Annotated in this window: 9 protein-coding genes; 4 read left to right on the plus strand and 5 right to left on the minus strand. The window is 59.2% G+C overall.

Annotated features, from left to right (window positions below; translation table 11 throughout):
- Positions 1-53: 53 nt before the first annotated feature.
- Together AC07V4_RS09360 and aqpZ are read left to right on the plus strand one after the other, a co-directional pair.
- Positions 54-1,886, plus strand: a complete 1,833-nt coding sequence (locus AC07V4_RS09360; RefSeq protein WP_492635847.1) for an ABC transporter ATP-binding protein — start codon at positions 54-56, stop codon at positions 1,884-1,886.
- Positions 1,887-2,068: 182 nt separating this feature from the next.
- Positions 2,069-2,773 (plus strand): aquaporin Z, encoded by a 705-nt coding sequence (gene aqpZ, locus AC07V4_RS09365; RefSeq protein ID WP_431749918.1) that lies wholly within the window; start codon positions 2,069-2,071, stop codon positions 2,771-2,773.
- 229 nt (positions 2,774-3,002) lie between these two features.
- Here aqpZ and AC07V4_RS09370 read toward each other — a convergent pair whose 3' ends face one another.
- Entirely contained in the window at positions 3,003-4,127 is a 1,125-nt protein-coding gene (locus tag AC07V4_RS09370; RefSeq protein ID WP_492635846.1) for a GNAT family N-acetyltransferase, read from the minus strand.
- Between the two features lie 283 nt (positions 4,128-4,410).
- Here AC07V4_RS09370 and AC07V4_RS09375 point away from each other — a divergent pair, with 283 nt between their 5' ends.
- On the plus strand, positions 4,411-5,733 hold the full coding sequence (locus AC07V4_RS09375; protein WP_431749922.1) for a putative porin: 1,323 nt from the start codon (positions 4,411-4,413) through the stop codon (positions 5,731-5,733).
- Positions 5,734-5,853: 120 nt separating this feature from the next.
- Here the strand turns inward: AC07V4_RS09375 and AC07V4_RS09380 are convergent, their stop codons facing one another.
- From AC07V4_RS09380 to hrpA, 4 genes are all read right to left on the minus strand, one after another.
- Positions 5,854-6,087 (minus strand): anti-sigma factor family protein, encoded by a 234-nt coding sequence (locus AC07V4_RS09380; RefSeq protein WP_438866291.1) that lies wholly within the window; start codon positions 6,085-6,087, stop codon positions 5,854-5,856.
- Positions 6,081-6,695, minus strand: a complete 615-nt coding sequence (locus AC07V4_RS09385) for an RNA polymerase sigma factor (RefSeq protein ID WP_492635845.1) — start codon at positions 6,693-6,695, stop codon at positions 6,081-6,083. Before AC07V4_RS09385 ends, AC07V4_RS09380 begins: the two co-directional genes overlap by 7 nt.
- Before the next feature lie 148 nt (positions 6,696-6,843).
- Positions 6,844-7,965, minus strand: coding sequence for a beta-ketoacyl-ACP synthase III (locus AC07V4_RS09390; protein WP_492635844.1), 1,122 nt, complete (start codon positions 7,963-7,965; stop codon positions 6,844-6,846).
- A 278-nt stretch (positions 7,966-8,243) separates the two neighbouring features.
- The gene (gene hrpA, locus AC07V4_RS09395; RefSeq protein ID WP_492635843.1) at positions 8,244-12,155 is read right to left on the minus strand and encodes an ATP-dependent RNA helicase HrpA; all 3,912 of its coding nucleotides are present in this window, start codon (positions 12,153-12,155) and stop codon (positions 8,244-8,246) included.
- A 584-nt stretch (positions 12,156-12,739) separates the two neighbouring features.
- On the opposite strand from hrpA, the gene AC07V4_RS09400 reads away from it, so the two are divergent.
- On the plus strand, positions 12,740-13,327 hold the full coding sequence (locus tag AC07V4_RS09400; RefSeq protein ID WP_492635842.1) for a hypothetical protein: 588 nt from the start codon (positions 12,740-12,742) through the stop codon (positions 13,325-13,327).
- Positions 13,328-13,330 lie beyond the last annotated feature (3 nt).

Below are 13,330 nucleotides of genomic sequence, written 5' to 3' on the forward strand. Positions count from 1 at the left end.
CAAGGCCGCGCGCACATTTGAAAGGAGAGCCCGCACGGCGGGCGTCAAACTTAATGCTCTATCGTCGCTTTGAACAACTGATCGATATCTTCCGCGACGCACCCAGCGCGGCCCCTCCCGATAAAGTCCTGCCCTTCTACCTCTACTACCTGCGCCAGGTGTGGCCGCATTTCGCCGCCTTGCTGGTAGTGGGCCTGATCGGTGCACTGATTGAAGTGGCGCTGTTCAGCTACCTGAGTCGCATCATCGACCTGGCACAGGGCACACCGCCTGCCAACTTCTTCCAGATCCACAGCACCGAGCTGATCTGGATGGCCGTGGTCGCCTTGCTGCTGCGTCCGATTTTCGGCGCCTTGCATGACCTGCTGGTGCACCAGACCATCAGCCCCGGCATGACCAGCCTGATCCGCTGGCAGAACCATAGCTACGTGCTCAAGCAGAGCCTGAACTTCTTCCAGAATGACTTCGCCGGGCGCATCGCCCAGCGCATCATGCAAACCGGCAACTCCTTGCGCGACTCTGCCGTGGCGGCGGTGGATGCGATCTGGCACGTGGCGATCTACGCCATCAGTTCCCTGGTGTTGTTTGCCGAAGCCGACTGGCGCCTGATGATCCCGTTGGTGACCTGGATCATCTGCTACAGCCTGGCACTGCGCTATTTCGTTCCGCGCGTAAAAGAACGCTCGGTGATTTCCTCCGAGGCACGTTCCAAACTGATGGGACGGATCGTCGATGGCTACACCAACATCACGACCTTGAAACTGTTCGCCCACACCCGGTACGAACAGGAATATGCCAAGGAAGCGATTATCGAGCAGACCGAAAAAACCCAGCTGGCCAGCCGTGTGGTGACCAGCATGGACGTGGTCATCACCACCATGAACGGCCTGCTGATCGTCACCACCACCGGCCTGGCCCTGTGGCTGTGGACCCAGTCGCTGATTTCCGTCGGCGCCATTGCCCTGGCCACCGGCCTGGTGATTCGCATCGTCAACATGTCCGGTTGGATCATGTGGGTGGTCAACGGCATTTTCGAAAACATCGGTATGGTGCAAGACGGCCTGAAAACCATTGCCCAGCCGCTGGCCGTGATCGACCGTGACCACGCCCCGCGTCTGACGGTGCCCCGCGGTGAAGTGCGCTTTGAGCAGGTGGATTTTCACTACGGCAAAAAGAGCGGAATCATTGGCGGCCTGGACCTTGAGATCAAAGCCGGTGAGAAAATCGGCTTGATCGGCCCCTCGGGCGCCGGCAAGTCGACCCTGGTCAACCTGCTGCTGCGCCTATACGACCTGCAAGGCGGGCGCATCCTGGTCGACGGCCAGAACATCGCCGAGGTAGCCCAGGAATCCCTGCGCGAACAGATCGGCATGATCACCCAGGACACCTCATTACTGCACCGTTCGATCCGCGACAACCTGCTGTACGGCAAGCCCGACGCCACCGACGAAGAACTCTGGGCCGCAGTACACAAGGCGCGCGCAGACGAGTTCATCCCGCTGCTGTCGGACTCCGAGGGCCGCACCGGCCTGGATGCCCATGTCGGCGAACGTGGCGTGAAACTCTCCGGCGGCCAGCGCCAGCGGATTGCGATTGCCCGAGTGCTGCTCAAGGACGCTCCTATCCTGATCATGGACGAAGCCACCTCGGCCCTCGATTCGGAAGTGGAAGCGGCGATCCAGGAAAGCCTCGAGACCCTGATGCAAGGCAAGACCGTGATCGCCATCGCCCACCGACTCTCGACCATTGCTCGGATGGACCGGCTGGTGGTGCTGGAAAAGGGGCAGATTGCCGAAAGCGGCAACCATACCGAGTTACTCGCTCATCGCGGATTGTATGCGCGGCTGTGGCAGCACCAGACGGGAGGTTTTGTAGGCATCGACTGACCTCAGCCGGTCATGACTGCCTCCCCAAATCCGAACAATTTTGACAGTTTTCTCTATCGCACTGGTCATGCGCCACAATCCTGCTGTACTGCAATCAGGAACCAGGAAGGTCCTGACGTAAGACTGCAAGGACGCATCACCGACCAGTTAACTAGATAGAGCAATCTACTAAGGACGTGTTCATGTCTTCTTTGTTCAAACGTTCCGTTACGGAAGGGTTAGGTACGTTTTGGCTGGTGCTGGGTGGCTGCGGGAGTGCGGTGTTGGCCGCAGCATTTCCCAACGTCGGGATCGGTCTGCTCGGTGTGGCCCTCGCGTTTGGGCTCACCGTGCTGACCATGGCCTTTGCTATCGGTCATATCAGCGGTTGTCACCTGAACCCGGCAGTATCGGTTGGGCTGGTAGTGGGCGGAAGGTTTCCGGCCAAGGAGTTACCGGCCTACATCGTGGCGCAGGTCATCGGTGGCATCGTCGCCGCTGCACTGTTGTACTTCATTGCCAGCGGCAAACCGGGCTTTGAACTGGCCAGCGGCCTGGCTTCCAATGGCTATGGCGAGCATTCACCGGGTGGTTACTCGATGGCGGCAGGCTTTGTCACTGAGTTGGTGATGACAGCGATGTTTGTGCTGATCATCCTCGGCGCCACCGACCGCCGTGCCCCTGCGGGTTTGGCGCCGATTGCCATTGGCCTGGCCTTGACCCTGATCCACCTGATCTCGATCCCCGTCACCAACACCTCAGTCAACCCGGCCCGCAGTACCGGCCCGGCATTGATCGTCGGTGGATGGGCGATCCAGCAGTTGTGGATGTTCTGGCTGGCGCCGATCCTTGGCGCAGTAGTCGGCGGTGTGGTTTATCGCTGGCTGGGCAAAGAAGAGACGGTATAACCTAAACGCGTTCAGCCCTGCCGGTAAGGCGGGGCTTTTCGTTAAGGATAATCAGCGCGGTTAACCCGTTACTTGTAGTGAGCGGGCTTGCCCCGCGCTGGGGGGGGCGGAGCCGCCCTAAAACCTACCACCGCGTTCTACCTGACACAACGCGGCGGTCGTATTGGGGCGGCTTCGCCCCCCCCCCCAGCGCGGGGCAAGCCCGCTCACTACAGACATCGGCACTTCCTTATATCTGCCGGTAAGGCAAAGCTGCCCTCGCCTCTTCGGCATACGCCGCAATGCCTACGCGTTCACGCTCAAGAAAATCCTCCACGGCATTCTTCAACCCAGGATGGCGCAGGTAGTGCCATGAATGGGTAATCACCGGCTCAAAACCACGAATCAACTTGTGCTCGCCCTGGGCGCCGGCGTCGAAGCGTTGCACACCATGGGCGATGGCGTAGTCCATACCCTGATAGAAACACGTCTCGAAATGCAGTCGGTCGAACTCCGCCAGGCAACCCCAGTAGCGGCCGTAGAAGCTGCCCCCGCCGATCAGGCTGAACGCCATGGCTACCGGACGTGAACCTTGTTTGGCGAGTACCACGCGAATCGCCTCGGGCATGCGCTCGGCCAGCAGGCTGAAGAATGCACGGGTCAGATAGGGTGATTGTCGGCGGACTGCGTAGGTATTGGCGTAGCAAGCGTAGACAAAGTCCCACTGGGCTTCGCTCAGCTCATGGCCTTGCAGCCATTCGAACTCGATACCCTGCCCCGCTACTTGTTCGCGCTCTTTGCGCATCTGCTTGCGCTTGCGTGAACTCAGGGCATCGAGAAAGTCCTGGAAGTCACGATAGCCACGGTTTTGCCAATGAAACTGGCAACCCAGGCGCTGCAGCCAACCCGACTGTTGAGCCAACGCATCGTCGGCCAACGGGTCGGTGAAATTGATATGGGCACTGGAGAGCCCTTCGATTTCCAGGTAGCCGGGCAGGCTATTGAGCAGCTCAAAACCATCTTGCACATTCGCCGCCAGCAAGCGCGGCCCACTGACCGGGCTGAACGGCACCGCCGTCAGCAACTTGGGGTAGTAATCGATGCCCGCGCGCTCACAAGCATCTGCCCAACCGTGATCAAACACGTACTCGCCATAGGAATGCCATTTGCGATAGCTGGGCAATGCCGCAACCAAACGATCGCCCTCCCAATGCAGCAAATGTTCCGGCTGCCAGCCAGACTGCGGCCCCAGGCTGGTGCTGTCTTCCAGTGCGCTCAGGAACGCATGCCGCACAAAAGGTTGGGCCTGCGGTACTAGCGCATCCCAAACCTCTGGGGTGATTTCGGACAGGTTGTCCAGACGTTGCAGCGGCATCGGCATCCTCACTGTTGCGGGGCGTGAAAGCCCGGCGAGTATCGCCTATCGCGGCCCTGGGCACACCTCGAAACGAGCCAGACAAAGGTCGAAACAATTAGTTCCATTCTTAAATAATTTGTCATCTAGATGAAATCACTTAGCCACTACTCCGTCATAAACCATCGCGATACTGACGCCTGTTTTTAGAGCGCCCGGTTCTATAAGGCGGCTATTTTCCGTCCGTCATCGGTCGGTTGTGTCCTGGATGGTTTGCCATCCCTCCTCACTTTCGGAGATTGATATGCGTCTTGCTTCCACTAAAACTGCGGCGGTCCTGTGCGGCGGCCTGCTGATGGCCCTGAGCGTTCCTGCCAGCGCCGCAGTCGACGCTAAATTGCTCGACATGCTCAAGGCCAACGGCCAGATCACTGCGGCGCAGTACACTGAACTGCAAGCGGAATTGGCCAAAGACCAGAAAGAAAAGCAGATCGCACAGCAAGCTCAACAAGAGACCAACGAGCAGATCGCGGCCACCGCGAAAAAAACCAACGACCTGAGCGTGTTCGACCAGAAGCTGGCCTGGGCCGCCAAGACCCAGTTCAAGGGTGACGTACGCTTCCGTCAGGAAACCGTGAAGATCCAGGGCGAATCCAACAACGGCGGCCGCGACAAAGACCGCCAGCGCATCCGTGCCCGCCTGGGTGCCTACACCGAAATCAACTCGCAAGTGGACACTGGCATCCGTATTGCCACCGGCAGCAGCGACGATGCCCGCTCCACCAACCAGGACCAGGACAACTACTTCGACAAGAAGTCGATCTGGCTGGACCTCGGCTACATCGACTACCACCCGGACCAGATCAAGAACCTGCACGTGATCGGCGGCAAAATGCTCCAGCCGTGGGTGAACATGGGCGACGTGATCTGGGATAGCGACATCAACCCGGAAGGTCTGGCCCTGACCTACAAATACCCATTGGGTAGCAGCGCCGAACTGTTCGGCAGCATCGGTAACTACAACCTCAAGGACAACGTGGATGGCGACGGCGTGCAGTTCCGCCACGACCTGCGCCTGACGTCCGGTCAGTTGGGTACGCGCTTCTCGGTCACCGACAACCTGAAAATGACCCTGGGCGGCAGCGTCTACGCCTACCAGAACGATAAAGACAGCCGCTGCACCACGACCACCACGCCTTGCGCACTGGCGGTCAACGGCAACTCGGCCAACAACCAATTCCGTCTGTATGAAGGCTTTGCCCAAGCCGACATCGGCGGCCTGGCTGTACCCCTGGCGTTTTATGGTCAGTACGTGAAAAACAATGATGCCGTGACCGACCAGGACACCGCCTGGCTGCTGGGTGCCAAGTCCAAGGTGTTCGGTTTCAACCTGGACTACAACTACCGCGACATTCAACGAGACGCCGTGGTCGGCGCCTTCACCGACTCGGACTTCGCCAACGGCACCACAGGTTCGCGCGGTCACAAGTTCAAGGTCAGCTACGACATCGACAAGAACTTTGCCCTCGGTGCCACTTACTTCCTGACCAAGGCCGACTACTCAAGCCGTACCCAGCGTGATGCCAACACCAACACCTTGCAGTTGGATGCTGAAGCCAAGTTCTAAATGTGTGTGTAACAAGCCTTGGGCCAGGACGGCCCAAGGTGGTTTCAACAGCCTTGCGTGGGTGGGTCGATCCCCATCATCCGTTAGACTCCCCCACGCGAGTCTGCCTTTGCCCCGCCTCTACTGATCTTTCAGCCGTTCGGCAGCCAGCCGCTCAGCCAACGCATCAGCATCCTTTACCGGTTCTTCCGGCAAGATCTTCAACGTCGCCTGCATCAAGCGCATCTGACGGATAAATCGCCGGCAGTTAGGGCAGAACATCAGGTGATGACGCACCAGCAGACGCTCACGAAAGGTCAGTTGCCCATCGAGGTAGTCACTGGATCGCGCCACTTGTTCTTTACAGGTCAACATTCGCCCGTTTCCTCAAAATGCTCCACCGTGGCGAAGACTTTAAGCCGTGCTCGATGCAACAGCACACGGACATTGGAGAGTGAGAGCGTCAGAAGATTACAGATCTCCTCCAACTCCAGGCCCTGGCGTTCGCGCAGTACCAGTACGCTGCTTTGCAGCTCCGACAAACTCAGAATCGTATGCTCGAGGCACTTGCGCAGCTCATCCTCGGTCAACAAGGCTTCCGGGGTGTCTTGATGCCAGGCAAAGGGGGCGACGGCCCAGTGGCCGTCGTCGGGTACGAAGCGATCATCGCCGATGGTGCCGTGGGGCGAAGGCAAATCGTCGAGCAAGACTTCCCGGCGATTTTGTTTATAGCGCCCCTTGGCAGCGTTGGCGGTAATGGTCAGCAGCCAGGTCTTGAGGCTGGAACGCCCTTCGAACTTGGCCAGGTTACGCACCACCGACAGCCAGGCATCCTGGACAATTTCGTCGGCGTGGCGCTGGCCGACGATGGCATAGGCCACCGCCCGCATCGCGCTCTGGTAAGTGGTGACCAATTCCTTGTAGGCCCGCTGCTCACCCTTGAGCAGTCGTTCAAGCAGGTGCGCGTCGTCCGCTGCTGCCATTGTCTACCTCAATTTCACCGTGGAACCCCGATACCAGTGGGAGCTGGCTTGCCTGCGATACAGGCACCCTGGTGTATCAGTCACACCGCGGTGATGCAATTGCAAGCAAGCCAACAGTCCCCACATTGGACCGTGACAAACCGGTAAGTCAGCGTTTGCGCAGGATCACGCTGCCGATGGAATAGCCAGCGCCAAACGAGCTGAGCACCGCCACGGAGCCCTTCGGCAGGTCGTCCTGGTAAGTATGGAACGCAATCACCGAACCCGCCGAGCTGGTGTTGGCATAGGTATCGAGAATCACCGGGGCTTCTTCCACGCTGGCTTCGCGGCCCAGCAGTTTCTTCACGATCAGGTGGTTCATGCTGAGGTTGGCCTGGTGCAGCCAGAAGCGCTTCACGTCAGTGACGCTCAACTGGTTTTCCGCCAGGTGCACACCGATCAGCTCAGCCACCATCGGGCAGACATCACGGAACACCTTGCGACCTTCCTGCACGAACAGTTTGTCAGGGGCACCGATGCCCTCTTCCGCCGTACGGTTGAGAAAGCCGAAGTTGTTGCGGATGTTGTTGGAGAACTTGGTCAGCAACTTAGTGCTCACCACGTCGAACTGATGCTCGGAGGTTGCCAGGTCGGCACGCTCCAGGATCACGGCAGTGGCCGCGTCACCAAAGATGAAGTGGCTGTCGCGATCACGGAAGTTCAGGTGGCCGGTGCAGACTTCCGGGTTGACCATCAGGATCGCCCGCGCCTGGCCCAGCTGGATGCTGTTGGCGGCGTTCTGGATGCCGAAAGTGGCCGAGGAACACGCCACGTTCATGTCGAAACCGAAGCCCTCGATGCCCAGAGCTTCCTGGACCTCGATAGCGATGGCCGGGTAAGCACGTTGCAGGTTGGAACAGGCAACGATCACACCGTCGATATCGGCGGCGGTCTTGCCGGCACGTTGCAGGGCTTGCTCGGCGGCACCAATGGCCATCTGGCAGAGCACGGACCACTCGTCGTTGCTGCGCTCAGGCAGGCGCGGGGCCATGCGCTGCGGGTCGAGAATGCCGTCTTTGTCCATCACGAAGCGGCTCTTGATACCCGAGGCTTTTTCGATGAAGGCCGCGCTGGATTCAGTCAGCGGCTGCACGTCACCGCGCTCGATGGCGGCGGCGTTTTCGCTGTTGAACTGTTGCACGTAAGCATTGAAAGACTGCACCAGCTCTTCGTTGGAGATGCTGTTGGCCGGGGTATACAGGCCAGTGCCGCTGATGACGACGTTATGCACGGTCGTTCCTCTAAATCTGTCAGGCAGAAGATATTGGTACCGTCGTACCACATTTTAAGTAGCCCAATGCCGCGCGGCGGACATCAAACTGGCAACGCTTTATTCCATCGCGTCGTGGTGACGACGATCCCGGCATTTATAACGGCGAAGTTTGCCACAACGCCGGCGATTTGGCGCCATATGCCATACAAACACCTAAATGTGGGAGGGGCTTGCCCCACGATAGCGGTCTGTCACCGCAATCGGGGGCAAGCCTCCTCCCACAAATCAGGAAGGCTTCAAGCCTCCACCAGGCTCCACTGTTTGCTCAGGCGCTTATCGGAAATCGGCACTTTGGTGCCCAACTGCTGGGCGAACAACGACACCCGATACTCCTCCAACCACCAGCGATACAGCTCCAGCTGCGGGTCGCGCTTGCCTTCCTGGGCGTGTTTTTTCAGACGGTTCTCATACTGTGTCCACAAACCGCTCAGCTCGCCGCTCCATACCCGATCTTTTTGCACCTGGCCCGGCAATTTCTCCAGGCGCAGTTCAATGGCCTTGAGAAAACGCGGCAACTCCTTGAACCACTGCGCCGGGGTTTCCCGGACAAAACCGGGATACACCAGATTGCCCAACTGCTGTTTGATGTCGTTCAGTGCCACGGCCTGGGCCAGGTCGATCTTGCCCTTGAAGCGCTTCTGCAAACCGTGCCAGAGCTTCAGCACCTCCAGAGTCAAACGCGCCAAACGCTCTGCATGTTCGGTCCAATGACCGCGCTTGCGTTCAGCCAATGCAGCCAAGCCTGCGCCGTCACGGGGCAGGTTGGTTTCGCCTTCCAGCACGCAGGTGTCGAGGCTGGCCAGCAAAATATCCTCCACCAAGGCGTCGACGCGCCCCAATTCGCGGTACATCAAGCCCAACTCGGTCAACCCCGGCAATTTTCCGCGCAGGAATTTCGCCGGTTCCGCCAACTGTTGCATCAGCAAGCGCTGCAGGGCGCGGCGGTGCTGGAACTCGGCCTCGGCGGCGGTGGAGAAGCGCCCTTCCTTGACGGTGCCATTTTCCTCCACCAGCGCCGGATAGACGGTCATCGACAGGCCCGCGATGTTTTGCTGGGTTTTCTCGGCCACCGCCGCAAACACCTTGGCTTCCACCGGTTGCTGGCTTTTCGCGGTTTGCGGCACGGCCAATGCGGCCTGGCTGGCCTCGGCAAAGCGCGCGGTCAGCTCGGCCAAGTCGCGGCCTTCGCCGAGAAACTTACCCTGGCCGTCGACCACTTCCAGGTTCATCTTCAAGTGGTTTTCCACCTGTTGTGCCGCTTCCGCCCAGGCTTCATCGCTGACCCGCGCACCGGTCATGCGCAACAGTTCGCGCCCCAGCGCCTGGGGCAACGAGCCCTGGCCGAATTCGATACGTTGCAGCGCGGCCTTGACGAAGTCCGGCACTGGCACGAAGTTCTTGCGCAGCGCCTTGGGCAAGTTGCGCACCAGGGCAATGCACTTGGCTTCGATCACTCCCGGCACCAGCCACTCCAGACGCTCCGGCGGCAGGGCTGGCAGCAGCGGTGCCGGCACGCGCAGGGTCACGCCGTCACGCGGGTGGTTGGGTTCGAAGTGGTAACTCAAGGCCAGCGCCAGATCGCCCAGATGTAACGTGTCGGGGTAATGCGCGGCTGTGACTTCACTGGCTTCGCGAGCCAGCACGTCTTCTTCGCGCATGATCAGCAGTTGCGGGTTTTTCTGGCTATTGATCTTGTACCAGCTGTCGAAGGTGGCGGTCTGGTGGATCTCGGCCGGCAACCGCGCATCGTAGAAGGCGAACAAGGTTTCTTCGTCGGCCAGGATGTCGCGACGGCGGGCCTTGGCCTCCAGTTCGTCGAGTTGCTCCAGCAGTTGCTGGTTGGCCACCAGGCACTTGGCACGGGATTGAATTTCTCCACGTACCAGGCCTTCGCGGATAAACAACTCACGCGACACCACCGGATCAATCGGCCCGTAGTGCACAGGGCGGCGCCCGACCACAATCAGCCCGAACAGGGTGATCTGCTCAAACGCCACCACTTGGCCGCGCTTCTTCTCCCAATGGGGTTCGAAGTGGTTTTTCTTGATCAGATGCCCAGCCAGCGGTTCGATCCAGTCCGCGTCGATCTTCGCCACCATGCGCGCATACAGCTTGGTGGTTTCTACCAGTTCGGCCGTCATCAGCCATTGCGGACGCTTCTTGCCGATGCCCGAGGACGGGTGAATCCAGAAACGCCGCTGGCGCGCGCCGAGATAGTCACCGTCTTCGGTCTTCTGGCCAATCTGACTGAGCAGGCCGGACAACACCGCCTTGTGCAGCTTCGGGTAGTCCGCCGGGTCTTTGTTGATGGTCAACTGCATGTCGCGACAGATCAGGCTCAACTGGCGATGGGAATCGCGCCATTCGCGCAAGCGCAGGTAATTGAGGAAATTCTTGCGGCACCAATTGCGCAGCGGACTGGCAGTGAGCTCCTGGCGTTGCTCTTCAAAACCGCGCCACAGATTGACCAGGCCGGCAAAATCGGAATCGGCATCCTTCCATTGCGCGTGGGCCTGATCGGCCGCTTGCTGGCGTTCCGGTGGGCGCTCACGCGGGTCCTGGATCGACATGGCGCTAGCCACGATCAGCACTTCCTGCAAGCTGCCAAGCTTGGCAGCCTCCAGCAACATGCGGCCCATGCGCGGGTCCACCGGCAAGCGAGCCAGTTGGCGCCCCAGGGGCGTGAGCTGGCTGTTGCGGTCCACCGCCGACAGCTCTTGCAGCAGGTTGAAACCGTCGCTGATAGCCTTGCCATCCGGCGGCTCGATAAACGGGAAGTCGGTGATTTCGCCGAGACGCAGGTGCAGCATCTGCAGGATCACGGCGGCGAGGTTGGTACGCAGAATCTCTGGGTCGGTAAATTCCGGGCGCCCGATAAAGTCTTCTTCGCTGTACAAGCGCACGCAAATGCCCGGCTCAACCCGGCCGCAGCGGCCTTTACGCTGATTGGCGCTGGCCTGGGAAATCGCCTCGATCGGCAGGCGCTGCACCTTGGCGCGGTAGCTGTAGCGACTGATGCGGGCGGTACCGCTGTCAATCACATAACGAATACCCGGCACGGTCAGCGAGGTTTCTGCGACGTTGGTCGCCAACACTACACGCCGACCTGGGTGGGACTGGAAAATCCGCTGCTGTTCGGCCGGCGACAGGCGCGCATACAACGGCAGGATTTCAGTGTGCTTGAGCTGGGCCTTGCGCAGCATTTCGGCGGCGTCGCGAATCTCGCGCTCGCCCGGCAAAAACACCAGCACGTCGCCTGGGCTGCGTCGCTCGCTGCGTTCATAGGCGGCGATTTCATCGAGGGTGGCGAGGATCGCCTGGTCGACGGTGAGGTCGTCCTCGACGCGGTTGCCCTCCTCGTCCTGTTCCAGGGTCAGCGGGCGATACCACGTGTCTACCGGAAAGGTGCGGCCCGAGACTTCAACAATCGGCGCATCGTCAAAGTGCTTGGAGAAACGCTCCAGGTCGATGGTCGCCGAGGTGATGATGACTTTCAGGTCCGGGCGACGCGGCAGCAGGGTTTTCAAATAACCCAGCAGGAAGTCGATGTTCAGACTGCGCTCGTGGGCCTCGTCGACGATGATCGTGTCGTAGCGTTCGAGGTAGCGATCATTCTGGGTTTCCGCCAGCAGGATGCCGTCAGTCATCAGCTTGATCAGGGTGTTGGAATCGCTCTGGTCTTCAAAACGCACCTGATAGCCGACCAACGCACCCAATGGCGTGGCCAGTTCTTCGGCGACACGGCTGGCAACACTACGTGCCGCGATCCGACGTGGCTGGGTATGACCAATCAGGCCGTATTGGCCGCGACCGATTTCCAGGCAGATCTTCGGCAACTGGGTGGTCTTACCCGAGCCGGTCTCACCGGCAATGATCAGCACCTGGTGCTTGTTCAACGCCGCCTTGATTTCATCGCGCTTGGCGGCGATCGGCAGGCTGTCGTCATAGCGAATCACCGGCAGGCTGGCCCGCCGCGCCGTAACCTGGGCACAGGACGCCTGCATCCGCGCGACCCATTGCGCCAGCTTTTCCTCATCGGGCTTCTTGCGCAGCTCAAGCAACTGCCGCCGCAAGCGGTGGCGGTCGGCAAGCATGGCGTGATCGAGGGTCTTGAGCAGTTGGTCGATAGTGGGCGCTTGGTCGGTCATCAGGGTGGTAAGGGTCTTTTGGGTGAGGCAGGGCGCGCCTGCATAACTGTGGGCGGGAAAAACGAGGAGCAATTGTCGCAGATTTCGGCATTTCTGGAGATGCTCAGTCGGTGACTGGCCGCGTCTGCCTCCGAGTGAACATATTTCTTACAGAAGAAAGTCGCTCATCCGACCATTTCACAGTGCAAGTCCGATGGTTTGAGTGGCGTGTACAGGGCCAAATCAATCAGCCAGAACCTCTGGCAGATAACTGTATCGCTCATGAAACCGGAGTTTTTATGCCTATAGATTCGACAAACAGCCAACCTTATCTACCCAGCTACTCTGCATCCATGCAGGCCCAGCCACGCTCGACAGCGTCGGAGCCACCACCCAAATATGAGTTCGCACCCGCGTATACGGAAAAGCCATCGTCCAACTCAGCTCCCCAGACGTCCTCGACACCGCCCACTAATTTGACAGCCAATCGAATCTCGAACTTCCACACGACCAGTCAGGCAATACGAGGAATGAATTTCATGACCGGCCTGTGACGCAACCGCAAAAACCGGATTGATGTCACCTTTAACATCTGAGAATTTCATATGCCCATTGACTCCAGCCGTTACTACAACGCATCCACCCAAAACCTTCATAGTTACGCCAACAAATACCAGGACATTGCACCTACATCCTACTCGGCAAACAGTTCCTGGACCTCCGCCCCCTCGGGGTCTTCCTACGCCTCCAAGAGCTATCCGAAGCTCCCCAATACTAAGGCAAAAGACCTGAACGCCGAACTGCATCTGGCGGGAGCGGCTACAAATCCCCGAAACCCCACGGCGACGGTGACAAACGTAAAAAAGCCAGAAGATCTGAACATCGCGAAGACACCGAATACGGTTACCAAGTTTGTCGTAACGGGAGACGGACAGATGGCGATCGCCAGCATCAGTAAAAATGTAGCACCAAAGATGGTTTCCCATCCCGCCATCGCCGAAATGGGCGTCGGTGCCGGTCAGTCGAACAATATCGTCAGTGCCGGCTACTTAAACCAAACCATGACGGGGAAAACTCACTTATCCAATACTTCGGGCCACTACCTACCCAAAAAGGAGCATATGAGGCCCGCACAGGATCACTTGGAAAAAATGGGCATCAAGTCGACCAAAAGCCAGTTGGGTGTTTTCTGAATG

The sequence above is a fragment of the Pseudomonas sp. GW821-FHT03A09 genome (genome assembly GCF_059421065.1).